Genomic DNA, 25,914 nt, shown 5'->3' with positions numbered 1-25,914 from the left:
CCCGAGCGGCGCGCCGGAAAAGAAGAAGGCCCTGGGTAGCGACCAGGGCCTTCCGGGGATCGGCGACAGACCGATGTTCGGCCTGTCTCGCACGACCCAGGCAGCGAGGGCAACTTCCCGGCGCGCTGGTCCGGGGACTCGTGCAAGACAGCTTCCGGCTCGCGCGCTGCGGGCTCTGCGCCGCGATCTTCTTTGTCTGCGGCCGGTGTGATCGAGGGCAGCTCTACTGCGGCAGCGCCTGCCGCGACGCGGCTCGCCACCGGGCGCAACGCGCGGCTCGGCTGCGGCACCAGCGCTCCCACGAGGGGCGCCTCGATCACCGTGATCGCCAGCGGGCCTACCGCGCCCGACAGGGCCGGCGCGTGATGGATAGGGGTTCCGACAACTTGCCCGCATCCGCCAGCGTGTGCCCGCGGACCGGCGCGCCGACGTCGAAGGACGACGTGGCCGCCGCCGGCCCGCAGGAGTCGATGGATGGACGAGCTCGTGATGACGATCTCCGCGACGCCGCAGGAGACGCGGGTGCTGCTGACGCAGGGGCCCGACGAGGTGATGAAGGCCCGGCTGCGATCGGTGGCCACGCCGGCGCATCGGTTTGCCGGGCCAATGCTGTGCGAGTCGATGGCGCTCTGGCACGACCAGAGGGTCCGTGCTGTCGTTTCTGCGGAGTCCGAGGACATCTTGTTCGCGCTGGGGTTGTGCGACGGCCTCGGCGTCGCGCGCGCGACGCTGCACTACGTCGTCGAGCCTCTCTTCATGGACGCCCCGCCCCGCCGCGGGCAACGCCTGCCGGGACTCGGTAATTTCCGTGGCGAGCATCGCCTTCGCAGGAGCCTCGGTCGATGACGATCGACGAGGCCAAGGAGGCGGAGATCCGCCGCCTGCACTTCGCCGAGCACTGGAAGATCGGCACCATCGCGACGCAGCTCGGCCTGCACCACGACGCGGTCGAGCGCGTGCTCGGCCTGGGTAAGGGGGCGCGCTCGCGGCCCGTCGTTCGCGGCGCGGAGGCCGCGGTGAGCGAGGTGCCTTTGCCGCTGCGCGGCTACGAGGCCTTCGTCATCGAGACGCTGACACAGTATCCTCGGCTCCGCGCCACGCGCCTGTACGACATGCTGGTGGAGCGCGGCTACGAGGGCAGTGTGCGCACGGTGCGACGGCATGTCCGACTCGTGCGCCCGGCGCCGAAGAGCGAGGTGTTCCTCCGCGTCGAGCCGCTCATCGCCGAGCAGGCCCAGGTCGACTGGGCTTACGTCGGCAAGCTGCGCGTCGCGGGCGGCACGCGCCAGCTCTGGGCCTTCGTCATGGTCCTGTCGTACTCGCGCGCGATCTGGGGCGAGCTCGTGCTCGACCTGTCAGCGAGCTCGCTCCGCCGCTCGCTCGTGCGCGCGTGCTGCTACTTTGGCGGCGCGACGAGACAATGGCTCTTCGACAACCCCAAGACCGTTGTCCTCGAGCGCCACGGCGACGCCGTGCGCTTCCACCCGGACCTGCTCGCGCTCGCCGGTCAGCTCCGCGTCGCGCCGCGGCTCTGCGCCGTGCGCAAACCGCAGCAAAAGGGCAAGGTCGAGCGAGCGATCCGCTTCCTGCGCGACCGCTTCTTCGCCGCGCGCACGATTCGTGATCTCGACCGTGGCAACGCCGAGCTGCTCGTCTTCCTCGACGAGATCGCCAACGTGCGTCCGCACCCGCGATGGCCTGAGCGGCGCGTCGACCAGGTGCTCGCGGAGGAGAGGACGCGGCTGCTCGCGCTGCCCGATCCGCTGCCGGAGACGGACCTCGTCGAGCCCGTGCCCGTCGACAAGACCGCCTTCGTGCACTTCGACGGAAACCGCTATTCGGCGCCGTCGATCCACCACGGCAAGACGCTGATGCTCGTCGCCAATGACACCACCGTGCGGCTCTCGGACGGCGGCACGGAGCTCGCGCGGCACGTGCGCTGCTGGGGACGGCACCAGAGCATCGAGGCGCCCGAGCACCGTGCCGAGCTGCTCGACCACAAGCGCGCCGCGCGCGAGGCCAAGGGGCGCGATCGGCTCGGCGTCGCGATCCCCGGCTTCGAGATCCTGCAAGAGCGCTGGGTGGAGGCCGGTCGCAACGTCGGCTTCATGACCGCCAAGGCCCTGCGCCTTCTCGACCTGTACGGCGTCGAGATCCTCGGCGCTGCGGCGCGCGAGGCTATCGCCCGCGGCACGCACGATCCCGGTGCCCTCGCCGTGCTCTGCGAGGAGCGCCGCCGCGCCGCCGATGCCCCTGTCCCCGTCGACATCGACCTCGGAGCCCATGTCCCCGATCGCGACGTGGTTCCCCATGACCTGGAGTCTTATGATGCCCAACGATGACGTCGCTGAGCTGGTTCGCTCCCTCGGCGTACGCGTGTCGCGCGAGGCGCTGCTCGCGCTGATCGCGCATGCCACCACGGCGCGCCTGTCGCCGGTGCAGACGTTCGAGGAGCTCGCCGCCATCGCCCACCGCGAGCGCGCCGAGCGCAACCTCGCCGCGCGCGCCAAGGCAGCGACCATCGGCACCTTCAAGCCCCTCGAGCGCTTCGACTGGAACCACCCGCGCACGATCCAGCGTGAGCTCGTCGAGGAGCTCATGACCCTCGACTTCGTCGCCAAGGGGCACAACGTCCTGCTCCGGGGTCCGAGCGGCGTCGGCAAGACGATGCTCGCCCAGAACCTCGGCATGCTCGCGCTCCAGCGCGGCCACACCGTACGCTTCACGACGCTGTCGGCCGCCCTCGCGGATCTGCTCAAGCAGGAGTCACTACCGGCCCTCGAGCGACGGCTGCGGAAATACACCGCCCCGTCGCTGCTCATTCTGGACGAGATCGGCTATCTGCCGTGCAGCCGTCAGTCCGCCGATCTGCTCTACAACATCATCAGCCGCAGGCACGAGAGCCGATCGCTCGTGCTGACGACGAATCTGCCGTTCAAGCAGTGGAGCACGGTCTTTCCGGGCGCAGCGTGCGTCTCAGCGCTGATCGACCGCTTCGTCCAGCACTGCCACATCCTCGACATCGACGCCGACTCGTGGCGGCAGAAGGAGTCGCTGGCCATGAGCGAGGCGCGACCCAAGCCGAGACCGGAGACCGCCGAGCCGTCTGCCCCGGCAGCAGCGAAGAAGCGCTGACCCGGCCGACGCCACGTCAGATTCCCGCGGCGCCCGGGGTCAGGTTTCCGCGGGTGCCGCGGTCATTTTTCTGCGGACGCGAGGGTCACGTTTACGCGGATCTCCGTGGTTAGATTCCTGCGGATCTCCGAGGCCATCTACAACACCATGACCGCGATCGCCGTGAGCGCGGCGATAGTACCCGTGGCGAGCCGCCAGCGAAGGCGGCGCGCGCGCTCGGCGAACGCCGCGACCGCGAGCAGATAGCCCTCCTCGCGCTTGCCGAGCCCGACGCGCCACTCGGCCCCCAGCGCAGCGCGGCGGCGCTCGTGCCACGCCCGGGCGTCCTCCGCGGCGCGGTCGCGCCAGAGCAGCCCCTCGACCCTGCCGCTCGCCTCCCATGGCTGGGCCGCGGCGCGCAGCCGGGCCAGGAACTGCGCGTCGTGCTCGCTCTCGGCGAGCCACTGCCCGAGCTTCGCCCATCGCTCGATCAGGGACTCGTGGACAAGCTCCACCGTCGCGCCCTCGCGCTCGCCGCCGGTCTCGATGAGCAGGAGCCGCGCGCCGGCCAGGTGCTGGACGACCTGCGCTATCGCATCGCCGCCGCTACCCGCGCCGTCCTGCGCGATCTCGCGGAGCTCGTCGAGGCTCACCACCGCGCGCGTACGCTCGGGCGTGACCAGACGCAGGAGCACCGCCCGGGCCAGCCGCTGCTCGCGCGTCGGCAGCGCCGAGAGCACTGCGTCCGCGTGGGCGGACAGGGCACCGGCCACCCCGCCGAGCTGGTCATAGCTCTCCCGCGTGAGGACCCGGCGCTCGCGATCCCGCGCCTCCCACAGCGTCGTGGCGGTGAACTGCAAGAGCGGCAAGGGGCTGCGCGTGCTCTCCAGCGTGCCCAGCATGTGCTCGACGATCTCCGCGGTCTCGTAGCGAGCTCCGGCCGCCTCGACCGGCCGCATCAGGGCTTCGCGCAGGCCGTCGCGCCCCATCGGCGGAAGGAACCAGAGCCCGCGGGACACGTCGTTGCTGAAGGTGCGGTCCTCGGCAAGGCGATCGAGGAAGTCGGAGCGGATGGCGAGCAAGACGCGCAGGGGCGATGAGGCGTCGTCGGCCGCGCCCTCCAGACAGGCGAGGAACGCCGCTCGCTCCTCGGGCGCGGCGCCGAGCGTGTAAAGCTCCTCGAGCTGATCGACGAAGAGCAGGATACGGTGCCCCGGTCCCTGACGGCGACAGCGCGCGCGCAGCCGCGCGCCCAGACAGCCCGGCTGAGCGCGCAGGGGGGGAACGAGCCGGTGATGATCGGAGAGCTCGGGCGAGCCCCCCGTCGCGCCCGACGTCGTGGATGCCGTCTCTGCGACCTGCAGGAGCACGTCGGCGAGCGCGCACAGCGGACGGCGCCCAGGGCGCAGGACGAACGCTTCCCAGCGTCCCTCCGATGCGTGCTTCAAGGCCGGAATCACGCCCGCGCGCACGAGCGACGACTTGCCCGCCCCGGAGGGGCCGGCGATGGCCAGGAGCGGCTGGTTGCGCAGCCTCGCCGCCATCGCGGCGATATCGCGATCCCGGCCGAAGAAGCGCGCAGCGTCCGCCTCCTGGAAGGCGGACAGGCCGGCGAACGGGCTCTCGTCCTCGCCGAGCTCGAGCGGCTTCCGGCTGGGCAGGAGCGCCTCGAGCTCGGCGAGCAACTCCCTGGCCGAGCCGATGCGCTCGTCGTTCCTCTTCTTCAAGCAACGGTCGACGAGCGCGCCCAGCGCACCCAGCTCCGGGCAGATCGCGCTCAGGCTGGGCATGGGAGCATCGAGGTCCACGACGTCCGATAGCCGCGCGAACGAGAATGGGCTCAGCGGGTGCTTCCCTGTGAGCAGCTCGTACAGCATGACGCCGACAGCCCAGAGGTCGGCGCGAGGATCGATGCCCTCGCCCAGCAGTTGTTCGGGCGACATGTACGGGGGCGTGCCGCGGGGCGCGCTCTTCACGGGCTGAGGGCCCCGGGCGTGCGCCGCCCGCGAGCCCGTGATCCTGGCCTCCATCTGCTTCGCGATGCCGAAATCCAGCACCTTGATGCATCCGGCGTCATCCAGGAGGATGTTCTCGGGCTTGAGATCGCGGTGCACGATCCCAAGCGCATGCGCACAGACCAGCGCGCGGGCGACAGGAATCATGAGCTCGATCACGGCGTTGGGCGCTGGCGGGCCGGGCCGCGCGCGAGGACCAGGCGCCTCGGCCGCGCTCTGGTGCTCGCGCTCGGTCATCCATCTGCGCAGCGTGTGCCCCTTGATGTACTCGAGCACGAGGTAGGGATATCCACGGACCTCGCCCACCTCGTAGATGACCACGATGTTCTCGTGCCGGCAGCGCGCCGTCGCCCTCGCTTCGGCGAGGAATCGCTCGATCCCGCGCCCGCTGTACTCGAGGAGGAGCTTGATCGCGACCAGGCGACCGAGCCTCGGATCGCGGGCCAGGAACACGACCCCCATACCACCCTGGCCCAGCTTGCGGAGGAGCTCGTAGTGATGGATCGTGCCGCCCACGGCCGGTGGCTTGGCGTTCACGATGAGCTCCGCTGGCGGCGTTTCGGCCTCCGGGGAAGCGGGCGTGACTTCATGCGCTCGCTCGCCAGGCATCGGGGCGGCAGCGCCGTCAGCGAAAGGGGGGTGGGCGAACGCGAGCGTGCGCGTGCGCTCTTCGACAGAAGCTCCAGCCGACTCCAGGCACGCCGGCGGCCGCGGCGCCGGAGCCCCGGCTTCCCGGTTGCCCTCATCCCGCACCTCCCGGACCTCCGCTCCCGTCATCCCTGCGCCGCTGGGCGCGTCGGGCTCGATGAGGACCTCCCGGCGGAGTCCATCCACCTGACATGTATCGAGCTCGCGCAGGAGGCCGCCGGCCGTGACGACCCGCGCCGCGATGTCCTCTGTCGTCGCGCGCCGCAGGATCGCGCCGAGCGGGTGCGCGAGCAGCGCGGCAGGGATCCGCGCAGGCTCGCGGCCCTCCCGCTGAGCTCCTTCTGCCTCCGGCGCGCTGCTGCGGCCCGGACGCCTGCCCGTGAGACACTCGAGAAACACGAGCCCCCAGGAGTACAGGTCCGAGCGCGCCGTCGGTGGGAAGCCCCGGAGCTGCTCCGGCGCTGCGTAATCCTGCAAGTCCAGGGACGCCTCGCTGCCCCGGGCGAGCGCGCCCTGCTGGCCGGCGCGCGCGCTGGCGGCGAGCGCGCCGAAGCCGAAGTCGAGCACCACCGCGTTCCTCGGCGCTCCCGCGGGCACCACCATGACGTGGGTCGGCCGGAGGTCCCCGTGGACGATGCCGTGCTGGTGCGCGCAGCCCAGCGCATCCAGGATCCGCAGCATCAGGTGCCGCGCCTCTGGCGGCTCGAGCGCGCCCTGCTCGGACAGCAGCTCGGCCAGGCTCTGCCCGGGCACGAAATCGAAGACGGCATACAGACGCTCCTCGTCCGCCCAGCCGGACTCGATCAGCCGGACGATGCTCGGATGCTGGAGGCGCGCGCAGACGCCCACATCTCGCAAAAAACGGACGCCTTTGCGCCGCACCAGGGCCGCGGGGCCTCCGTCCCGAACCAGGCGCACGACTTCCAGGACAATCGGCTGACCGCTCTCGACCTGCCGCCCTTTGTAGATGTCGGCAATGCTGCCCTCCCGAAGGAACGAGAGGATTTCGTAGCGGCTCTGGAACACCGTTCCTGGAGCGAGGATCTCCCGGTTCATCGCGGTCCCTCCGGTCGCTGCGGCGTCGCGCGGCAGCTTCGGGTGAACGTCCTGCATCATGGGGGGAAGCGGGGACCCTGAAGGTCGAGCCCGCATTGGCCTGCCGAGAGGGCTCGGCGATGTGGCCAGCCCGATGCTCGGGCAGTCAGCTTTGCTGCTCCGCCCATCCATGAGGTGCGCCCCGCCCGTCGTCCAACGCCGGCGTGCTGCCAGCGCGGCGGGAATCGCGCGCGGCACCGGACGGGCAAGATGGCGGCGCTACGAGCTCAGGTGCCGTCTCAGCCCGCGCGAGGGGCGGTCATCCTTCCCCACCACCGCATGCCGCACGAGGCAGGATTGGCATGGTGGCGCCGCTCCACCGTCGAACCGCCTCCTGAGGACCGATCTCGGTGATGGAGGGGCGGTCGAACCGCCTCCTGAGGACCGATCTCGGTGATGGAGGGGCGGTCGAACCGCCTCCTGAGGACCGATCTCGGTGATGGAGGGGCGGTCGAACCGGTGGTGTATTGGACGCCGGGCGTGCTAGCGGGTCTAAGTCACTCCGTGCGCCCGGTCTCACCCACTACGATATATTGGATAGAAGGTAGCGCCCGGCGACGCTTGGGAAAGATCGTCGCCGGGCGCCGTCCTCTACTTCCGCGGCGGCATGGCGCGTCGCGCCAACTCGGCGTTGCGGATCATTGCATCCAGAACTGCCTTGTTGGGAAGCGCCGCGAACTGAGCGGCGGCCGACTTGAGGTATGCCGCCTGGGCTCTGCCAGCGACGCTGTCGAGCTCCAGCGCCTTGTAGTTCCTGAGAAACTCTTCCGCGTTGATTGCCATGTGGCGCCTCCTGATAGGCGCACTTCTCCATTGACGCGGGTACCAAAGTATGAAATCACCTTGGGCGTAACGCCGCAGTGCGTTTCCGCGCGGTCTGAGTCCGTGCGCCGCGGGGCCGGCCTGGTGACACAGGCGCGGCCCCGTTTCTTTCTTCGCCAACTCACTGCCATCCATTGGGACGCTCGCGCAAGCGCCGGTGGATCCAATTTTATCCAGTTGGCAATCTGGCTCACATCTAGAGCACCTACGTCGTTTTCAGTGGACAAAGTACGCGAATCGTGCTCGGCCACGCCAACGCCGGCCCTCGAGAGTGACAGAGAACGTCCTACTCTTCTCTGGAACCCCGAGAAACGCAGTGGTTTCGTGTTACTTTCAGGGCACAAAGCAAAGCGCCCCGCCCTCGGCTGCAACCGGGAGCGGGGCCGCGAAACATCCGGCGGTGGGCCCGCCGAACGCGCATCGCACCGCGAGCATGGGCCAACGCCGGGGGAAAGGCAAGCCGTGCCCGCACCTCTCTCCCTGGAGACGCGCGTCCGCGTCATCTCTGCGCTCTGCGAAGGCAACTCACTGCGCGCGACTGCGCGCATGGTCGGGATCGATAAGAACACTGCGATGACGCTGGCGCTCCGCGTCGGCGAGGGCTGCCTCCGCCTGCACAACCGGATGATGCGCGAGATCGCCGCGCACGTGGTCCAGGTCGACGAACAGTGGAGCTTCGTCCAGAAGAAGCAGTCTCGCGTGCAGCCCGACGAGCCGGAGGAGCGCGGAGACGCATACCTGTACGTCGCGCTGGACGCGAATACGAAGCTCGCGATCTCGTTTCACGTCGGCAAACGAGACGACGCGAACACCCACCTCTTCATCGAAGATCTGAGATCGCGCTTGTCCGTCGTTCCGCACATCACGAGCGATGGATGGCAATCGTACCCAACCGCCATTGGCCAGAATTTCAAGGGCTCCGTCGATTACGGTCAGTGCGTCAAGAACTTCTCTAAAGGCGGGTCGCAGCGCCCCGATTATCGGTACGAGCCTCCGCGCGACCCGTTCATCACGAAGAAACCGATCTTCGGCGCGCCGCGCGATGAACTCCTGTCGACTTCCTACGTGGAGCGGTTCAACCTGACCACGCGCCACACGGTCGGCCGCACGCGCCGGCTCTGCCTCGCCTTCAGCAAGACGCTGCGCGGGCACTGCGCCGCGGTGGCACTGGGGATCTGCTACTACAACCTGGTCAAGATCCACGGCTCGCTTGGGACGACGCCGGCCGTCGCGGCGAGGGTCGTCCAGAGCCCGTGGACGCTCGCGGAGCTCGTGACCACTGCGCTCGCGGAAGGCGAGATCGCGCCGCCCGAGCCGCAGCCGCTCAAACTTCAGGTGCGGCCGGGCGCCGAGGAGAAGCCCGCCCGGGAGCTCCCGGGCGGGCGCGGGTTCCTTCGTCTCGTTTGAAAGGAGTTAGCTATGGAGATCAGGCTCGTCGACGTGGAGAACTGCGGAGGCATAACCGTTACGGTGACCGGTGAACTTCTGACGAACAGAGTCGTAGAAGTGAGGGTCCTGGAGTACGCGGGGCGCCCTGGCGACGACCCGCCTACCGCTTCCGATGACGTCGCCGACAAGAGCTCAGTAGCCAGCTAACAGCGCGGTAGCGACAGTAGATTATTGGTCCATTTCCTATCGGCATAGGTTCGCAAGTGCGGATACGGCTTGTCCACGACTCCGACGATTGCGGTGTTCTTGCCGTCTGTCACCTTGGCCACGTTATCCACGTTCTTCTTGTTGATCCATTCCACCATCTCTTCGGTGGTGCTAATACCGGTCTTGTAGGTGGCCTTGTTCAACCACTTGACGTGAGTAATGTGCTCGTGTCCTGTCCCACCGGACAGGCGTATGTGCGTGATGTAAACCGTCGTCATAGCGGCCTTCTCCATGGAATGCCGCTGGCGGCTCGGGCTTGACAGGGTCGCAAGCATGAGCGATCCTGCCCCTACGAGGTCTGGGCCCGGCTTTCAGCGGCGCTGTTGAACGGGAGCAGACGAAAGGGAGCCCTGGAGGTTGTAGCGACCTCCAGGGCTTCCGCCTGCGTGGGAGCCGACTAGGTCGCCCCAACGGCATCTAGGGTGCCGATGGTTCCGCGGCGCCGTCAACGGCCATAACTCACATGGCGGTGAGTCGCGCTGTTCTGCGCCGCCGGCGATGCCGGCTAACCCATCGAAATCATTAGATTGCTGTGATGGTCCGCCGCGGATCCATGGGTGGTCATATGATCCACCACACGCGGTGTGCGGCACAATGCGACGTTCGTGTCAACGGCTTTGTTGGCCGCGTTTCCGGAGCAGCACGGCCAGCGCTGCGCGGGCGATGCGCAGGCGGGACGCCACGGTGTGCGGGTTCAGGCCGCGACGCCGCGCGTACTCGGTCAGCGGCTCGGGCTCGTCCACCGCGAGCAGCGCCTCGAGCAGCCAGAGGGGCAGATCGGCCAGCGCCTCCAGCGTCTCCCGCGCCTCGACCTGGGCGTGCAGGCTTGGCCCGGCGAGCTCCCGGAGCAGGCCCAGGGGCTCCGCCTGGAGCACGGCGCGGCGGACCCATGCGTTGCCGAAGTAGTGCGAGACCTTCCGCCACGCGATCCCGTGGATCCAGCCGCGCAGCGCCTTCCGCGGCTCGTCCGCGGGGTCCGGCCGGTACATGCCGCGCTCGATCGAGCGCCACGCGCCGATCGTGATGTCCTGCTCCACGTCTGGCCGGTCGCGCGCGGGCACGCCGCTGGCGATGAGCACCGCCAGTACGATCGACCGCTCGGCAAGGATCGCCTGGACCGGCGGGCGCTGGCTGGGATGTCGTGCGGTCGGCTGGCTCTTCGCCCCCTTCCGCGGGCGCCTCACCCGCTCCTCCCGCACGTCGGGCAGGGGTCGACGGCTACCGGCCGGTCCAGCAGGCGCTCTACCGTGGTGCCCGCGGCGCGCGCAGCCTTCGCGGCGAGGCCGTGCGTCGTACTCGGATGCGATCCGTAGACGAAGTTGGTGATGGTCGTCTTGGGGACGGCCATGGCGGCAGCCAGGCATGCCCAGCTTCCGAACAGGCCGCGCAGGTTGCGCAGGGCGGCACGGAGGCGCATGGCCTCGGCGTCGGTCAAGGACGTGGATCGGGGGCGGCGGCGCGCAGGCGCACCGCTCCCTTGGCCCGCGGACGGCGGGCAGACTAGGGTCAACATGTCGGACCTCGGTGACTCGGGGTTCGGCCAAGACCCCCGGGCGCCGGCAAGCGTCGCGGGGGTCACTACTTCGGCCAGAGCCTACGGACGGATCACGAGGTCTCAACAGATATCGTCATTTCAGACACGATATCTTCGGGTCTAGGACACTCGCCGTTTCAAGGCTGCAATTGCAGACACTACCGTCGAACCGCCTCCCGAGGACCGATCTCGGTCGCGGAGGGGCGGTCGAACCGCCTCCTGAGGACCGATCTCGGTCGTGGAGGGCGGTCGAACCGCCTCCTGAGGACCGATCTCGGTCGTGGAGGGCGGTCGAACTTTTAGATGCACGGATACGTTGTTGAACAGAGTGGCTCTCCACGGAGGTCGGATCGCATAGAGGATGTTGCCTGACGAGTCCGCGGACCTCTGGTCGCCCTCCAGACGTCGCTCGCAGAGCAGCTCGTGCGCCTGCACGACGAGGGCGAAGACTGCGGCGGTTTCGTGTAGGCTGCGCCCGCATCGATCTGGTAGGCAGGCGTCTCACCATCGAGACGAGGCGATCCTCGTGGAGGGAACAGCATGACGATGAATCGAATGAGACCGTGGCTCGGGTTGACGATGACGGCGTGGCTCGCGTGCGCCTGCGGCGGCGCGCAGGCCGTCGATGCGCCTCCTGCGGGAGGGCCGCCGCCAGCGACGGCGGAGGCGCCCGCGCCGGCCGCCCCCGCGCCGGCCCCGGCGGCCACGCCCGGGCCCGCCGGCGGCGAGGCCGCGAGCACAAAGCCCGCTCCGTTCTCCAGGGCGCCGTTCGGCAACGCCGACGGCAAGGAGGTCGCCCTCTTCACGCTCACGAACGCGAACGGCCTCGTCGCGAAGGTGATGACCTACGGCGCGACGGTCACCGAGCTCCACGTCCCCGACAAGGCAGGGAAGCTCGACGACATCGTCCTCGGCTACGACAACCTCGACGGGTACCTGAAGAACAGCCCGTTCTTCGGGGCGACGATCGGCCGCGTCGCGAACCGCATCAAGAACGCGCAGTTCCAGCTCGAGGGCAAGACGTACAAGCTCTCCGCGAACAACGGCCCCAATACGCTGCACGGCGGCAAGAAGGGCTGGGACAAGGTCGTCTGGGACGGGGAAGCGACCGAGACGCCGGACGGCCCCTCGCTCAAGCTCACGTACGTGTCGAAGGACGGGGAAGAGGGGTTCCCCGGCACCGTCAACGCGACGACGATCTACACGCTCACCAACAAGAACGAGCTCAGGATCGAGATGTCGGCCACGACCGACAAGACGACGATCGTCAACATGGCCCACCACAGCTACTGGAACCTCGGAGGGCACGGCTCGGGCTCCGTCGTCGATCAGGAGCTGACGCTGCACGCCGACAGCCAGACGCCGTTCGACGCCACGCTCGTGCCCTCCGGGCAGATCAAGCCGGTGAAGGGGACGCCGCTCGACTTCACCGCGGCGAAGCCGATCGGCAAGGACATGAAAGCCCTGGGCGGCAAGCCGCTCGGCTACGACCACAACCTCGTCGTCAACGGCGACCCGCACAAGCTCCGCGAGGTGGCGCGCGCGAAGGACCCGAAGAGCGGCCGGGTGATGACGGTCGAGGCCGACCAGCCCGGGGTGCAGTTCTACACCGCCAATCACCTCGACGGGTCGATCAAGGGCAAGGGCGCCGTCTACAACCAGCATGGCGGCTTCTGCCTCGAGCCGCAGAAGTTCCCGAACTCGATCAACGTCCCGGCCTGGAAGGACGAGGTCATCCTCAAGCCCGGGCAGCGCTACGCCCAGACGGTCGTGTTCCGGTTCACGGCCGAGTAGCCCTTCCGCTCCTGCGCTGGCGCCGCCGCGGCTGCGGGCCACTGCCGCTCGACGACGCCTGACGCGGCGCGATCGGTGGTAGCCTGCGGCGGCGGCGCCTGGCGCTGTCCAGAGGGAGGAGCAGATGGCAGATTCGTCGATGGAGACGCGGGTCACCGAGGTGGGCGAGGGGATTTACCAGCTTCACACCCCGGTGGGGACCGGCAAGACCGCCTTCTCCTTCAACCAGTACCTCCTGGTCGACGACGCGCCGCTGCTCTTCCACACCGGCTCGCGTCGCCTCTTTCCGGCGGTGCGCGCGGCGATCGCGCGGGTGATGCCGGTCGAGCGGCTGCGCTACGTGGCGTTCTCCCACTGCGAGTCGGACGAGTGCGGCGCGATGAACGAGCTGCTCGACGCCGCCCCGGAGGCGGCGCCCGTGTGCGGGCGCATCGCCGCGATGGTCGACGCGGACATGTTCGATCGCGCGCCGCGGGCGCTCCAGGAAGGCGAGGTCCTCGATCTGGGCAAGCGCCGGGTGCGCTGGCTCGACGCGCCCCACCTGCCGCACGGCTGGGAGTGCGGCTACCTGTTCGAGGAGTCCACCGCGACGCTGCTCTGCGGCGACCTGTTCACGCAGCCCGGCGCCGGCCACCCCGCGCTCACGCGCGACGACATCCTCGGGCCGAGCGAGGCCATGCGCCGGGCGATGGACTACTACGCGCACGGCCCCGACGCGCCCCGGCTCCTCGAGAAGCTCGCGGCGACGTCCCCCCGCCTGCTCGCGTGCATGCACGGCCAGGCGTACGAGGGCGACGGGGCCGCGCTCCTGCGCGAGCTCTCCCGCGCGCTCTCCGGCACCGCGTGAGCGGCGCTCACTGCTGAGCCTGTTCTCCCTGGCGCTCTCGCGGGTCAGCGCGGAGCTGTCGACAGTCGCCGTGAACGCGGAAGGAGGCGCGCGCATCCAAGCGGCTACACGTGGGAGGACACATGCGTGATCTTCGTAACTTCATCGGCATCGCCCTTGGATCGCTCCTGTCGTTGTCGGCCGCTGCCGCTCATGCCGAGATAACCATCGGCGAAATCCAGGCGCTGGGCGGCACCTACCAGTCGAGCTCCGAGCTAGCCAACCCCGGGAACACGCTGGCCTTGCGCGTCAGCGCTGCCGCTTCCGACGGAGTCTACCTGGTCGAGGCGGAGCTCGAGGGGGTGACGATCGAGCTCACACCGGGGAGCAGCGCAAACATCTTCGAGGGGACGTTCGACGTCAGCGGCCTTGCCTACGGCCCTCACGACCTGACGGTGCGCGTGTACGATGTGCTGGGCGACGCGGTGACGGCGGAGAGGACCGTGCACAGGTACGCGCCTCCGATCTGGCGGCTGGCGAGCCACCGCCCGAACAGCGTGGTCTCCTCCGCGAATCCAAGGATATACCTGCAGTGCATCGGGACAGGGCCCTATGACTGCAAGGAGTTTTGCGTCTATATCCGGAGCCAGAAGCGTAATCTGGGAGGACCCGGGTGCCTGGGTCGCCCGGTGAACGCACCGCCAGGGCCGTTGCAGTTCGTGGCGGTCCCTTCCTACCCGGTCCAGCCGGGTGAGGTGCTCACGGTCAGCCTCTACGGCAGGCTCAACGTCGGTTCCGAGTTCTCGCAGACCCTCGGACCGCTCTACGTCGAGACGAGCCCGAAGCTCACCGCGGTCCAGACCGCGCCAGGCGCCATCCTCGACTTCGACGCGGCGCGGATCCTGTTCATCGATCGCCAGCAGCTCGGCGTCCTCGACCGCGCGACGCAGGCGATCACGTGGATCGCGACGCTCCCGCCTGATCCTGCGGGGAGCGTCCCGACCTATGGAGTCCTGACGCCGTCCGGCGCCGCGGTCCAGTCGGCGACCGGCCGCGTGTTCGCGTGGCACGACGGGACGTGGCGCCGGATCGCGTCGGACGGCCGGCTCGACGCGGTGAACGGCGACGCGCTGGTGTGGACGACGAACAGCGACGACAGGGGCTATGTGCACCGGCTGTCGACGAACACCAACACGAGCATCTGGAACCGGCCGGGGAGCGCGTCGCCGTTCCAGTCCGACATCTCGGCCTCCGGCGACGTCTACTACGGCACGTACGAGGAGCCCTGGATCCGCAGGCTGGGCGTGAGCCGCCTCGGCGACCACCCGGGCAACCTGCAGCGGCCGATCACCGACGGGATCAACGTCGCCGGCCGGTGGTGGAACGGGCGCGTGAGCTCGAGCTACCTGTTCACGGCGGGCGGAGAGGAGGTGTTCCTCGGCGACTCGATCTCCGGCAACTCCGCGGGGCTGCTCCTGCACGCGGGATACGCCGGCTTCCTGCGGAGCGACGGGGCCGTGAACCAGGTGTGGGTGCGCACCCCGGAAGGCGAGCAGCACCAGCTGAGCGATCTCGCTACATCGAGCCTGTTCGACCAGCAGCGGCTCCGGGTCGGCCACGACGGCATCAGCGACGACGGCGAGGTGCTGTTCCTCAACGGAGGGAAGCGGTACATCGGCCGGCCCGGCGCCGAGCCCGAGCAGATCAGCAGCGATCTCGGGCACGGGCGCTGGCTGGACGGGAGCTTCTACGTGACCATCGGCAACGCGCTGTTCCAGGTCGCGAGCGCGGAGGCCGGCGCGCCGCCCCCCGCGGCGTCGCGCGAGGCGCTGCGGGCTGCAGCGGTGGCGGACCTCGAGGGGTACGAGGAGCTCGCCGGCGCGCCGGTCGTGGTCGAGGCGCTGCCCATCGACGGCGAGGCGCTGCGCGACGCCGGAGAGGCGGTCGAGCCGGCGCCGGCGGCGCTGCTGGACCTGCACGAGCCCGACGCCCTGCCGGCGCTGTCGGGCGACGAGCCGGCCTCGGACCTCGCCGGCGACGCGTCGAGCGGCGATGTGCCGGCGGCCCTCGGGTGCAGCGCTGGCGGCGCGACCCCGCCGGCGAGCGGCGTCGCCGCGTTCGCCGCGTTCGCCGCGGCGATCGCCGGCCTCGCCTTCGCGCGGCGCGGCCGCCGGCGAGCGTAGACACCGTGTCGCGCCGGCGAGCGTGGACGCCGCGTCGCCGCCAGCGAGCGTGGACGCCGCGTCGCCGCCGGCGCGTACACGCTGGTCTGGTGTCCGACGGAGACAGGGCCTATCGGCCGCTCCGGGGGCTCTCTCTGTCTCCCTCCCAAAGCCGTATTCCGTCATCCGCCGACGTCGTGCCGGCCTGGGCTCTCTGCTAGCTTCGAGCCGAGATCATCCTTGACCGTGCTCTGGCTTCGGAGGTGTCCATGTCCTCGTGTTCACGCGCGCTCACGCCCGCGCTCGCCGCGCTCGGCGTCGCTGCCCTCCTCTCGCTCCCCCGGGAGGCGCACGCCGACGAGAACGTCACTTTCTCGGGCGGGCTCTCGATGTCGCTCTCGTTCGGCCAGAAGGTCGCCTTCGGCCTTGGCGTGGACCTGCGCGCGACGGCCCTCTTCGAGGAAAGCTGGGGCAGCCCGGCGAGCAAGGGACTCGGTCCGTTCGCTCAGGCGACGTTGCTCAATTTCGAGGCCGGCCGCTTCGCGATCGGCGTCCACGGCGGCAGCGAGATCGTCAGGAACTACGATGATGTCGTGTGCACCATCGACGGGGAGCTCGGCTGGACGTACCGCAGCCGCTACAGCGACGAGCTCCCGGGGCAGCACGGGCTCCACGTCGGCGTCGTCAGCACGCTGTTCAGCCCGGTAGGCCTGGATCTCTTCGCGCGCGCGGCCATCCCGCTGTCCAGCGAGCCGTTCGTCCCCGAGGGGACCCTGGGCATGGGCCTCCGCTTCCTTCCGCCCTTCGGGGAACAGACCCGTGCCATCGATGGCAGGCCGCTGCGCACGGCCGAGGGGGTCGTGCTCCCGCCCGCGATCGCGCTGGGCCCCGCTGCCCCGCGCCCGGCGCGGCTCGACCGCGCGACGCGGGCAGCGCTCGCGGGCGCGTGGCTGGACAGCGCGCGGGCCGAGTGCGGCTCGATCCCTGCGTTCCTCGCGCTCGCGCGGGATCTCGCGGCGGCGGGCGCGCCTGCGTCGCTGGTAGGGCGGGCGCTCGCCGCGCTGGGCGACGAGGTCCGCCACACGGCGCGGTGCGCCGCGATCGCGAGCTCGCTCGCGGGGTGGCGCCTCTCGCCGGCGCTGCTCCCGCCGCCCGCGGCGCGCGACGCCGACCGGCGGGCGGCGCTCGTGCGGATGGCGCTCGAGGCGTGGCACGACGGCTGTCTCGGCGAGGGCGCGGCGGCGGCGCGGGCGCGGCGCTCGCTCGCGGGGGCGTCCGACGCGGGGGTGCGGGCGGCGCTCGCGGAGATCGCGCGCGACGAGGCGCAGCACGCCGAGCTCGGGTGGCGCGTGCTCGCCTATTGCCTGGCCGAGGGCGGGCGCGAGGTGCGGGAGGCGGTCGGCGACGCGATGACCGGGCCGGCGCCCGCGCCGCCCGGGGACCTCGCGGAGGTCGACGGCGAGCCGAGGGAGACGCAGGCCTTCGGGCAGCTCCCGCGCGCGCAGGCCGACTCGGCCTGGGACGAGACCTGGACGGCGGCGCGGCGCGACGGGGAGCGGCTGCTCACCGCGGCGTGAGCGGCTGATGCGGTGCTCGCACGCGCCGATCACGGCGATGTCGAGGCAGCGCTACGCGCGCCTGTCGCTCGCCGCGGGCGCCGCGCCGAGCCGGCTCAGGTAAGGCGTGCCCGTAGCCTCGAGGCGACATACCCAGGGATGAGCAGCGTCGTACGCGACCGCGCCGCCGATGGACACAGGCGGAGCGTCCCCCAGGCTCGGCAGCGCATCGAGGATCGACTCGCCCCCAGGATGCCAGCGGAAGGCCCATCGACTCATCTCGGAGGGCTTCTCCGGGCGCTCCTCGCACTCGATGATGCGTCCCTGGCCGTGCCGCGCCCACTCCAGCAGTCGCTTCGGCACGTACAGGTCCCCGAGGTGTGCGAGCCAGGCGTGCAAGCCCAGGTTCTCTCTCAGCGCGTTGGTGAACACCCTGGTGGAGGTGATCCACTCATGAGAAACCTGCCTCAGGAGGAGCTCGTCAAAGCGCGACAGCGTCAGCTTGCCGCCAGCTTGCCTGGGAAAATGGCCGGCGAGGTAGCGGCCGAGGTTTGCCAGCTGCGGGTGGAGCGTGCTGCCCGAGGCACAGAACCGGGCGAGGGCGACGGGGGAGCGGCGACACCACAATCTCCAGAGCGTGGCGGCGAGCGCGATCTCGAGCTCCGAACATTGCTTCATCGGCGGATTGCCTCGCAACGCCTCCGCGACGTCGAAGTAGATCTCCTCCGCGGGATCCGCGCCTTGTGGAGAGGGCACGGTGAAGCCCGGTCTCAGATCGATGACAAAGATCAGGCGCCTTCGCTCCGCGCCGGCGGCGCAGATCCTACAGAAGCTCAGCAGACCGCTGACCGTCGGCGGCAGCACCACGCAGAGCGGTGCGCCGTCGGGCCGAGCGAGCTCCTGGTTGAGCTTCGCGGAGGGCTGTCGCCCCCAGTAGCGAGCGCGTACGGCACGATGACGCCCGAGGGTCGCGCTCGACGGGCCAAGAAGGAGGTTGTCGTCCTCGACGACGACCGGAGACACGAGCTTCTGGAGCTCCGATTGGGCGATCCTGCCCATGGCGACATGGACCATGCCCTGCGTCGAGCGGCTCATCATCGAAACCCGCACGAGCTGCAGTTGCACGCCGGTGGATAGGGTACGTCCGAGAGGCAGGCGGTGAAGCAGCTCTTGCACGCGCTGCTCCCGTGCACGTCGCACCCAGGAAAGCCTCGGATGCAGCTTCCGCCGATGTCCTCGCAGTCAGCGTACATGTCGTAGCAGTCCTTGGATGGCGAGCACCCCGCCATCAGCGCGAGCGACTCGCTCTCGACGTCCTCCCCCTCGCCACCTTCGCCGCCTCTAAGGTAATCCCCAGCTCCTACTGACCCTGCTGGAATTCCAGCGCCAGCGCCCCCCGGCTCCACCGTCTCACAGTCATACTGCAAGTCACACGCCGGCGCGAGCACCGTCACGAGCGCGCCCCACAGCACGAGGGCGCTCGCCCCCGCCGCCAACCGATGTCCCATGTGTCCCCCCAAGCCGCTTCGGTTGCGCTCGTCCGTACTCCCGGTTCCAACGCGGCGTCAAGTGGTAAGGAGGCACACGACGGCTGTGCCGGCAGCCGCCAGGCTCTGCCGCTGTCGGCGCCGGGAGCGACGGCGCGCTGAGGCGCACGTCGCCGAGCATCACGAGGAGAAGGGCCCGGAAGGAGCGCGCTACCGCGCGACGCGATGTGCGGGAGTCGTCAAGGGGCCTTTACGCGCAGGAAGGGCGCCTCGTTGCAGCGCGCGCACGCCTGGGTCGGGTCGGCGCGAAAGGTCCAGTGGACATGGAACTTCCCCCCCGGCGACACGAGCGATGGCGGCGGCGTGTAAGTGAGGACTGCGAGCCGCGATGCATCGAGCGCGATTACTTCGAAGGTGACGGAACCATTCGACTTCACCACGCCCAGGCGCGCGGCGTCAGGACGAGAACCCCCAGGGTACCACCGCGCCACGCACCGTCCTCGTGGTCGCGGCGCCCGAGTAGACATGGGCGTGAATATGGCTCTGGTGGCGCTCGCACCAGAGGTCCGCTCCGCCGCTCCGGTTGCGCGCCGCGAGGCAATCCGGGCAGGGCGGCTCGATCTCCGGCACGCGCCAGGAGTCATCGTGGTGCTTCTCCCGGACGACGCAGACAGGACACCCCGCGGTCCGCATGACGCGCTCGGCGACCGAGCCGAGCAGGGCGCGCGCGACGCCGGTGCGCCCGTGCGTGCCCATCACGATGAGATCCGCGTCGACGTGCGCCGCGAGCCAGACGATCTCGCGGGCCGGGTCGCCCGTGAGCAGGTGCGTGACCACGCGCTGGACGTGCGCGGGCCGCGACGGCACCGCGAACTCGTTCACAGCGGTGGTCGCGAGCTCCTGGAGCCGGGCCGCGGCGTCGGAGGCGCTCGAGGTCTGGGCGAGGCCCTGCAAGCCCAGCATTTCCCGGCGGCTGTCCGCCACCGCCACGACATGGACCTCGCCGCCCGTCTCCTCCGCGTTCGCCAGCCACAGCGCGCGCAAGAGGACGCCGCGGCTCGCCGGCGAGAGATCGACCGCCGCCAGGACGTTGAACGGCCTCGCGCCGCTCGAGGTATTCGATTCCATAGGTTTCCTCCCGAGATGTTCCTCGCCGCGGACACGCAACGTCCGTGCCTCTCGCCGCCCTCCGCGCTGGAGCGCCAGCAAGCTGGGCAGCGCGGCCAGGAGCGCACCGGATGCGCGCGTCCGCGCAGCCGGTGCGTGGATGTCTCGAGGCGTCGAATCGGAGCTTCAGCCGGCGAGCCGCACGCCGGCCGCCCGGAGCGGCCGTCGAGCCCCCGCCGCCCGGTCACCCGCGCTCAGCCCGCCGCCGGGCCTGCCTTCCGCTGCGCGCTGTCGCAGACCCAGCGGACCACGCCGGGGATCACCCCCTGCGCGATCGCGCTCACGCGCGAGCCGACGTCGGGGTAGATCTCGAATCGACCGCGCGCCATGCCGTCGGCCATGCTGCGCGCCACCGCGTCCGGCTCCAGCGTCTTCACGTTGCCCGCGATGGCCTTGGTCTCCGCGGGCTTGTACTGGTTCTCGAACGCGAGCTGCGGCGTGTCGGTGTCGGGCGGCATGCACACGCTCACCCGGACGCCGTGCGGCCACATCTCCGCGCGGAGCGCCTGCGAGAGGCCGATCAGGGCGAACTTGCTCGCGGCGTACGGCGTGTAGCCGTAGATGCCGATCACCCCCGCCAGCGACGAGACGTTGAGCACGTGGCCGCTGCCGCGCGCCACCATCGCCGGCAACACCGCCTTGCACAGGTGGACGGCGCCGAAGAAGTTCACGTCCATCATGCTCCGGAACTCCTCGATCGGCAGCTCGAGGAAGCGCCCCGGCATCACGGCGCCCGCGTTGTTCACGAGGTGATCGATCGGGCGCTCGGCCAGCCGCGACTCCATCGCCCGCGCCACCTCGTCCGCCCGGCTGATGTCGAGCTCGAGGACGTCGACGCGCGCGGACGGGTGCTCGCGCCGGATGCCCACCGCGGCCTCGTCGAGGAGGGCGCGGCGCCGCGCGACGAGCGTCACCGCGGCGCCGTAGCCCGCGACGAGCCGCGCGAACGAGAGCCCGATGCCGCTCGATCCACCGGTGACGAGAACGCTCTTGCCCTGGAAATAAGTTCGGGTGTCCATCGAGGGCGGACGCTACCCCAGGACCACGCCCGGCGCGAGGCGCTCGTGCGGGGACCGTCGACCAGGCGCGTTCAGTCCTCGCGTCGCTTCTTCCTCGTCTTCTTCACGGCGTCTCGCAGCAGGGGCCCGGCGGCGGAGCCGATGGTCTCGACCGCGAGCATCGCCGCCGCGGCCGACACCGCCTTGACCGCCTTTCGAAGGGCACGGCGGGTCTTCTTCTTCATGACGGCTGCGAGAGCTCGACCTCCGGGTGCGCTCTCCCGGAGATGCCATTGGCCAGCCTGGACACGCCCAGCGAGCTCGCCCAGCCCTTCACCTTGCTGGTCACCGTATCCCCGGCGCTGGTCAGATAGCCTCTCGCTCTCGAACCGTAGAGTCCGGCGGTGAACGCCGCGGCGAGGCTCGTCACCGCCGCCACAGGCTTGATGACCTTCCGACCAAGCTTGTTGAGCTTCTTCTTTTGCTTCTTGGACAGCTTCGTCTTCATGCGGTTCAGTCCAGCACGCTGCATGCCATGGCATTCGAGTCCAGGCGACCGTAACAGGCACGACGAGCCGTCGTGACATACGCCCCGCGGTTCGGGGCATTTTGACTCACCGTGGTCAAAATGCCCTTCCCACCGCGGCGTCCTGATCGACATGGGAGCGCATGGGTCGGCGAGCGCGCGCGATGCCGCCCATGAACCCGCCCGCTCGTGCGCGTGCGCGGCCGCCGCTGCCGCTGCCGTGCACCGACCCCACCGGCCCGCCGGCGGCGCCCCGGCCCGCGCCCGCCCACGGCAGGCCAGGCGAGCCGGCGGCGCTGGCGCGAGTCGGACGCTGGCGCCGCGAGCCGGACGTGGCGCCGCGAGCCCGGCGCTGGCGCCGCGCGCGGGCCCGCTCGACCGGCGCCGCCACGACGCTATGTTGTTGGTCAACTCACAGAACTGACCGTGGCCGCGGCCAGGCGGCCGCGCCGCCGCGCCCGGCCGCTCCGGGCGGAGTCGCTGGCGATCGGCGCCGAGTTCGTTTACTCACCGTTGTAAGCAAGCTCATGCGAGGTCTCAGGTAACACGGGGAGCCGAGATGCGCGTGGGAGATGTCATCGACCGTCGCTTCCAGATCGAGCGCCTCGCCAGCTCCGGGGGGATGGGCGACGTGTACCTCGCCCGCGATCTGGCCACGAACGAGCCGGTGGCGCTCAAGGTCCTGCAGCGCCGGGGGCTCCAGGAGGCGGTCCGGTTCGCGCGCGAGGCGGAGGCGCTCGAGGCGCTCACCGCGCTGCGGCACCCGGGGATCGTGCGCTACATCGCGCACGGCGCGACCGACGCGGGGCAGCCCTACCTCGCGATGCAGTGGCTCACCGGCGAGACGCTGACCGAGCGCCTCGCCCGCAAGCCGCTCACGATCGCCGAGAGCGTCGCGCTCGCCACGACCATCGCCTCCACGCTCGGCGCCATCCACCGCGCCGGCATCGTCCACCGCGACCTCAAGCCGAGCAACCTGCTCCTCGTCGGCAGCGCGGTCGAGGGCGTCACGCTCCTCGACTTCGGCGTGGTGCGCCTCGGCGCCATCGACCGGCACCTCACCATGCCCGGCACGATGGTCGGCACGCCCGGCTACATGGCGCCCGAGCAGGCCCGCAGCGAGCCCAACATCGACGCCCGCGCCGACGTCTTCTCGCTCGGCTGCGTGCTCTTCAAGTGCCTCACCGGGCGCTCGGCGTTCCAGGGCGCCGACGGGCTGTCGGTGCTCATCAAGGTGATCCTCGAGGACCCGCCGCGGCTCCGCGAGCTCCGCGGGGACATCCCCGAGGCGCTCGACGACCTCGTCGCGCGCATGCTCGCGAAGCCGCCGCAGGAGCGGCCCCGCGACGGCGACGCGGTCGCGGCCGAGCTCCGCGCGCTCGACGACCTGGGCGCGGGCGCGGTGAGCAGCCGCCCCATGAACACCGTGCGCGGCAGCGAGATCACCACGAACGAGCGCAAGATGATGTGCCTCGTGCTCGCGCGCGACGTGACCGGCGACGCGGAGGCGACGCGCTCGCAGGAGGAGGACCTCGAGCGCAGCAAGGCGCTGATCGCCGTCGCCGAGCGCTACCAGGGCGAGCTCGAGATCCTGGAGTCCCGCTCGCCGCTCATCGTGCTCAACGCCGGCGGCGCCCCGACCGATCTCGCGGCGCAGGCCGCGCGCTGCGCCCTCGCGCTGAACGCGCTGCTCGGCTGCGTGCCCGTCGCGCTCGTCACCGGCCGCGCGGAGATCTCCGCGCGCCTGCCGGTCGGCGAGCTGATCGACCGCGCGGTCCACCTGCTGCCGCCCGCGCGGGCGCCGGCCGGCGCGGACGCCGTCCGCATGGACGAGGTGACCGCGGGGCTCCTGGGCTCGCGGTTCGACATCACCCGCGACCCGAGCGGCATCCGCCTCCACGGCGAGCGCGAGGCGCTCGCCACCACGCCGCCCCTGCTCGGCAGGCCGACGCCGTGCGTCGGGCGCGACCGCGAGCTGGCGCTGCTCGACGCCGCGTTCTCGCACTGCGTCGAGGAGTCGACGCCGAGCGCCGTGCTCGTGACGGCGCCCGCGGGCGCCGGCAAGTCGCGCCTCCGCACCGAGCTGATCCGGCGGCTCCGCGACCGCGGCGACGAGGTCGAGGTGTGGATCGGGCGCGGCGACCCGATCAGCGCCGGCTCGGCGTTCGCCCTGCTCGCCCCGGCGCTCCGGCGCGCGATCGGCCTGTTCGACGGCGAGCCGAACGAGGCGCGGCAGCGCAAGATCCGCGCGCGCGTCGAGCGGTACGGCCGGGGCGACTCCGCGCGCACGGCGGCGTTCCTCGGCGAGCTCATCGGCGTGCCGTTCCCCGACGGCGACAGCGTGCAGCTCATGGCGGCGCGGCGCAGCCCGGTGCTGATGAGCGACCAGATCCGCCTCGCCTGGGAGGAGCTGCTCCGGGCCGAGTGCTCGGCGCGGCCGGTGCTCCTCGTGCTCGAGGACCTGCACTGGGGCGACCTGCCGAGCGTGATGCTGGTCGACTCGGCGCTCCGCAACCTCGGCGACCAGCGGCTCATGGTGCTCGCGCTCGGCCGGCCCGAGGTGCGCGAGCTCTTCCCGAAGCTCTGGGCGGGGCGCGGCGTGCACGAGGTGCAGCTCTCGGGGCTGCCGCGCCGCGCGAGCGAGCGGCTCGTGCGGCAGGTGCTCGGCGAGGAGGTCACGCCGGAGCTGCTCGCGATGATCGTCGACCGCGCCGACGGCAACGCGTTCTACCTGGAGGAGCAGATCCGCGCGGTCGCCGACGGCAAGGGCGCCGACCTGCCCGAGACGGTGCTGGCGATGGTGCAGGCGCGCATCGAGGCGCTCGACATCGAGGCGCGGCGCGTGCTGCGCGCGGCGAGCATCTACGGCCAGACCTTCTGGCAGGGCGGCGTCTCGGCGCTCGTCGGCGGGGCGCCTGTGGCGCTGAAGCTGGTCGAGCTCGAGCAGCGCGAGGTCATCGCCCGGCGCGGCGAGGGGAGCCTGCCCGGCGAGGTCGAGTACAGCTTCCAGCACGCGATCGTCCGCGAGGCGGCGTACGGGATGCTGACGGAGGGCGACCGGCGGCTCGGGCACCGGCTCGCCGGCGACTGGCTCTCGCGCGCGGGCGCGGCGGACGCGATGGCGCTGGCGGAGCACTTCGAGCGCGGCGGCGAGCTGTCGCGGTCGGCGGCCGCCTACTGCCGCGCGGCCGAGCAGGCGCTGCGGGCGCAGGACCTCGCCGCCGCGGTCGAGCGCGCCGAGCGCGGGATCGCGTGCGGCCCCACCGCGCACACGTTCGGCGCGCTGCGGCTCGTCGAGGCGGAGGCGCACGTCTGGCGCGGGGAGCTCGCGCTCGCGGAGCAGCGGGGGATCGAGGCGGTGGACCGGCTGCCGGCCGGCTCGGCGGCGTGGTTCTCGGCGATCAAGCAGGTCGCCGTCGCCGCGGGCAAGCTGGGCGGCTTCGACCGGGTGGAGCGCTGGATGAGCGCGGCGCAGGCCGCCGAGGCGGCGGCGGAGGGCGCGCTCGTGGCGAAGCACATGTGCCTCGGCGAGGGCGCGCTGCTCCTCGTGTTCGGGGGGCGCTACGCGTTCGCCGACGCGCTGATCGAGGCGATCGAGGGCGACAGGACCGACCTCGCGGAGCGGGAGGCCGAGGTGATGGCGCGGCTGCACGAGGCGCGGTCGATCCGGGCGCTCGTGAACGGCGACCCAGGCGCCTGCCTCGTGGGGCTCTCGGCGGCGCTGGCGGCGTTCGAGCGCGCCGGCGACCGCGGCAACGCCTGCGCGGTGCGCATGAACGTGGGCTACATGCACGCGGAGCTCGGCGACTTCGAGGGCGCGGAGGAGGTGCTGCGCAGCGCGCTGGCGAGCGCGGAGCGGATGGGGCTGCACGAGCTGGCGGCATCGACGCTGAGCAACCTGGGGCACGTCCTCGGCTACCGGGGGCAGATCGAGGAGGCGCAGCGCACCGAGCGGGAGGCGATCGCGCTGTCGCAGCGGCTCGGGGATCCGCGGACGGAGGGGAGCGCGCGGACGTACCTCGCGCGGATCGCGCTGATCGCGCGGGATTTCGAGGGGGCGGAGCGGGAGGCGCGGACGGCGGCGGAGATCCTGCAGAGCGCGCCGCCGCTGCGCGCGGCGGCGGTGGCGGCGCGCGCGAGGGCGCTGCTCGGGCTGGGGAGGTTCGACGAGGGGCTGTCGGCGGCGGGGGAGGCGGTCTCGATGCTGGAGGCGATCGGGGCGATCGAGGAGGGAGAGTCGTCGGTGCGGCTCGTCTACGCGGAGGCGCTGGCGGCGAACGGGATGGAGGCGGACTGCGCGGCGGCGATCGAGGCGGCGAGGGAGAGGTTGCTGGAGAGGGCGGGGAAGATCAGCGATCCGGTGTGGAGGGAGAGGTTTCTCACGCTGCCGGATAACCAGCGGACGCTCGCGATGGCGGAGAGGTGGCTGGAGCACCGGACGGTTTGAGGGGCCGCGCGAGGTGTGAGCCGGGGGCGGGACGAGACGCCGCGGAAGAGAGATTTGAACCACAGAG

General features: G+C 70.9%; 20 protein-coding genes and 1 pseudogene. 10 read left to right on the top strand and 11 right to left on the bottom strand.

Translation table 11 applies throughout. The features are described from left to right. The first annotated feature begins 474 nt into the window (after positions 1-474). From WME85_RS28850 to istB, 3 genes are read left to right on the top strand one after another with little or no spacing between them, the layout of a single operon-like run. Positions 475-846, top strand: coding sequence for a hypothetical protein (locus WME85_RS28850; protein ID WP_437307435.1), 372 nt, complete (start codon positions 475-477; stop codon positions 844-846). Continuing rightward, positions 843-2,342 (top strand): IS21 family transposase, encoded by a 1,500-nt coding sequence (istA, locus tag WME85_RS28845; RefSeq protein ID WP_437825759.1) that lies wholly within the window; start codon positions 843-845, stop codon positions 2,340-2,342. Before WME85_RS28850 ends, istA begins: the two co-directional genes overlap by 4 nt. Next, the gene (gene istB, locus WME85_RS28840) at positions 2,311-3,135 is read left to right on the top strand and encodes an IS21-like element helper ATPase IstB (RefSeq protein ID WP_437825757.1); all 825 of its coding nucleotides are present in this window, start codon (positions 2,311-2,313) and stop codon (positions 3,133-3,135) included. Before istA ends, istB begins: the two co-directional genes overlap by 32 nt. Positions 3,136-3,278: 143 nt before the next feature. Here the strand turns inward: istB and WME85_RS28835 are convergent. Together WME85_RS28835 and WME85_RS28830 are read right to left on the bottom strand one after the other, a co-directional pair. Then, a pseudogene (locus WME85_RS28835) lies at positions 3,279-6,833 on the bottom strand (serine/threonine-protein kinase); the annotation flags it as partial. A gap of 630 nt (positions 6,834-7,463) precedes the next feature. Next, positions 7,464-7,655, bottom strand: a complete 192-nt coding sequence (locus tag WME85_RS28830; protein WP_437825755.1) for a hypothetical protein — start codon at positions 7,653-7,655, stop codon at positions 7,464-7,466. Between the two features lie 501 nt (positions 7,656-8,156). Here WME85_RS28830 and WME85_RS28825 point away from each other — a divergent pair. Together WME85_RS28825 and WME85_RS28820 are read left to right on the top strand one after the other, a co-directional pair. Beyond that, entirely contained in the window at positions 8,157-9,101 is a 945-nt protein-coding gene (locus tag WME85_RS28825; protein ID WP_437825753.1) for an IS1 family transposase, read from the top strand. A 12-nt stretch (positions 9,102-9,113) separates the two neighbouring features. After that, complete coding sequence (locus WME85_RS28820; RefSeq protein WP_437825751.1) at positions 9,114-9,290, top strand: hypothetical protein; 177 nt, start codon at positions 9,114-9,116, stop codon at positions 9,288-9,290. Here the strand turns inward: WME85_RS28820 and WME85_RS28815 are convergent. The 3 genes from WME85_RS28815 to WME85_RS28805 form a co-directional block, all read right to left on the bottom strand. Further along, entirely contained in the window at positions 9,287-9,625 is a 339-nt protein-coding gene (locus WME85_RS28815) for a DUF3892 domain-containing protein (protein WP_437825750.1), read from the bottom strand. The two genes, WME85_RS28820 and WME85_RS28815, sit on opposite strands and share 4 nt — an antisense overlap. Positions 9,626-9,958: 333 nt before the next feature. Further along, positions 9,959-10,534 carry a sigma-70 family RNA polymerase sigma factor gene (locus WME85_RS28810; protein ID WP_437825748.1) on the bottom strand — a complete coding sequence of 192 codons (576 nt, stop codon included), beginning with the start codon at positions 10,532-10,534 and terminating at the stop codon, positions 9,959-9,961. Continuing rightward, entirely contained in the window at positions 10,531-10,785 is a 255-nt protein-coding gene (locus tag WME85_RS28805) for a transcriptional regulator (RefSeq protein WP_437825746.1), read from the bottom strand. The genes WME85_RS28810 and WME85_RS28805 overlap by 4 nt, the downstream gene beginning before the upstream one ends. Before the next feature lie 639 nt (positions 10,786-11,424). Here WME85_RS28805 and WME85_RS28800 point away from each other — a divergent pair. From WME85_RS28800 to WME85_RS28785, 4 genes are all read left to right on the top strand, one after another. Beyond that, positions 11,425-12,678, top strand: a complete 1,254-nt coding sequence (locus tag WME85_RS28800) for an aldose epimerase family protein (protein WP_437825744.1) — start codon at positions 11,425-11,427, stop codon at positions 12,676-12,678. 124 nt (positions 12,679-12,802) lie between these two features. After that, positions 12,803-13,525: an MBL fold metallo-hydrolase gene (locus WME85_RS28795; protein WP_437825742.1), complete on the top strand. Its 723-nt coding sequence runs from the start codon at positions 12,803-12,805 to the stop codon at positions 13,523-13,525. 122 nt (positions 13,526-13,647) lie between these two features. Next, positions 13,648-15,687, top strand: a complete 2,040-nt coding sequence (locus tag WME85_RS28790) for a hypothetical protein (protein WP_437825740.1) — start codon at positions 13,648-13,650, stop codon at positions 15,685-15,687. Between the two features lie 248 nt (positions 15,688-15,935). Then, on the top strand, positions 15,936-17,243 hold the full coding sequence (locus WME85_RS28785; protein ID WP_437825739.1) for a hypothetical protein: 1,308 nt from the start codon (positions 15,936-15,938) through the stop codon (positions 17,241-17,243). A gap of 51 nt (positions 17,244-17,294) precedes the next feature. Here WME85_RS28785 and WME85_RS28780 read toward each other — a convergent pair whose 3' ends face one another. From WME85_RS28780 to WME85_RS28755, 6 genes are all read right to left on the bottom strand, one after another. Beyond that, a complete protein-coding gene (locus WME85_RS28780; protein WP_437825737.1) occupies positions 17,295-18,320 on the bottom strand; it encodes a hypothetical protein in 1,026 nt (341 codons plus the stop codon). Further along, positions 18,317-18,730 carry a hypothetical protein gene (locus WME85_RS28775; protein WP_437825735.1) on the bottom strand — a complete coding sequence of 138 codons (414 nt, stop codon included), beginning with the start codon at positions 18,728-18,730 and terminating at the stop codon, positions 18,317-18,319. The genes WME85_RS28780 and WME85_RS28775 overlap by 4 nt, the downstream gene beginning before the upstream one ends. A gap of 435 nt (positions 18,731-19,165) precedes the next feature. Beyond that, entirely contained in the window at positions 19,166-19,837 is a 672-nt protein-coding gene (locus tag WME85_RS28770) for a universal stress protein (protein WP_437825733.1), read from the bottom strand. Between the two features lie 233 nt (positions 19,838-20,070). Beyond that, positions 20,071-20,895, bottom strand: a complete 825-nt coding sequence (locus tag WME85_RS28765) for an SDR family oxidoreductase (RefSeq protein WP_437825732.1) — start codon at positions 20,893-20,895, stop codon at positions 20,071-20,073. A 71-nt stretch (positions 20,896-20,966) separates the two neighbouring features. After that, positions 20,967-21,119: a hypothetical protein gene (locus tag WME85_RS28760; protein ID WP_437825730.1), complete on the bottom strand. Its 153-nt coding sequence runs from the start codon at positions 21,117-21,119 to the stop codon at positions 20,967-20,969. Beyond that, positions 21,116-21,406, bottom strand: coding sequence for a hypothetical protein (locus WME85_RS28755; protein ID WP_437825728.1), 291 nt, complete (start codon positions 21,404-21,406; stop codon positions 21,116-21,118). The genes WME85_RS28760 and WME85_RS28755 overlap by 4 nt, the downstream gene beginning before the upstream one ends. A gap of 553 nt (positions 21,407-21,959) precedes the next feature. On the opposite strand from WME85_RS28755, the gene WME85_RS28750 reads away from it, so the two are divergent. After that, a complete protein-coding gene (locus WME85_RS28750) occupies positions 21,960-25,847 on the top strand; it encodes a serine/threonine-protein kinase (protein ID WP_437825726.1) in 3,888 nt (1,295 codons plus the stop codon). Positions 25,848-25,914: the final 67 nt, after the last annotated feature.

The sequence above is a fragment of the Sorangium sp. So ce1153 genome, assembly GCF_051521595.1.
Classification (GTDB): domain Bacteria; phylum Myxococcota_A; class Polyangia; order Polyangiales; family Polyangiaceae; genus Sorangium.
The sequence above is the reverse complement of the archived record's forward strand: the minus strand, read 5'-3'. Positions and strand labels throughout refer to the sequence as shown.

Coding starts and splice junctions, on each gene's coding strand:
- WME85_RS28850 (WP_437307435.1), top strand. CDS start 475: ATGGACGAGCTCGTGATGACGATCTCCGCGACGCCGCAGGAGACGCGG.
- istA (WP_437825759.1), top strand. CDS start 843: ATGACGATCGACGAGGCCAAGGAGGCGGAGATCCGCCGCCTGCACTTC.
- istB (WP_437825757.1), top strand. CDS start 2,311: ATGACCTGGAGTCTTATGATGCCCAACGATGACGTCGCTGAGCTGGTT.
- WME85_RS28830 (WP_437825755.1), bottom strand. CDS start 7,655: ATGGCAATCAACGCGGAAGAGTTTCTCAGGAACTACAAGGCGCTGGAG.
- WME85_RS28820 (WP_437825751.1), top strand. CDS start 9,114: ATGGAGATCAGGCTCGTCGACGTGGAGAACTGCGGAGGCATAACCGTT.
- WME85_RS28815 (WP_437825750.1), bottom strand. CDS start 9,625: ATGCTTGCGACCCTGTCAAGCCCGAGCCGCCAGCGGCATTCCATGGAG.
- WME85_RS28800 (WP_437825744.1), top strand. CDS start 11,425: ATGACGATGAATCGAATGAGACCGTGGCTCGGGTTGACGATGACGGCG.
- WME85_RS28795 (WP_437825742.1), top strand. CDS start 12,803: ATGGCAGATTCGTCGATGGAGACGCGGGTCACCGAGGTGGGCGAGGGG.
- WME85_RS28790 (WP_437825740.1), top strand. CDS start 13,648: ATGCGTGATCTTCGTAACTTCATCGGCATCGCCCTTGGATCGCTCCTG.
- WME85_RS28785 (WP_437825739.1), top strand. CDS start 15,936: ATGTCCTCGTGTTCACGCGCGCTCACGCCCGCGCTCGCCGCGCTCGGC.
- WME85_RS28780 (WP_437825737.1), bottom strand. CDS start 18,320: ATGATGAGCCGCTCGACGCAGGGCATGGTCCATGTCGCCATGGGCAGG.
- WME85_RS28775 (WP_437825735.1), bottom strand. CDS start 18,730: ATGGGACATCGGTTGGCGGCGGGGGCGAGCGCCCTCGTGCTGTGGGGC.
- WME85_RS28770 (WP_437825733.1), bottom strand. CDS start 19,837: ATGGAATCGAATACCTCGAGCGGCGCGAGGCCGTTCAACGTCCTGGCG.
- WME85_RS28765 (WP_437825732.1), bottom strand. CDS start 20,895: ATGGACACCCGAACTTATTTCCAGGGCAAGAGCGTTCTCGTCACCGGT.
- WME85_RS28760 (WP_437825730.1), bottom strand. CDS start 21,119: ATGAAGAAGAAGACCCGCCGTGCCCTTCGAAAGGCGGTCAAGGCGGTG.
- WME85_RS28755 (WP_437825728.1), bottom strand. CDS start 21,406: ATGCAGCGTGCTGGACTGAACCGCATGAAGACGAAGCTGTCCAAGAAG.
- WME85_RS28750 (WP_437825726.1), top strand. CDS start 21,960: ATGCGCGTGGGAGATGTCATCGACCGTCGCTTCCAGATCGAGCGCCTC.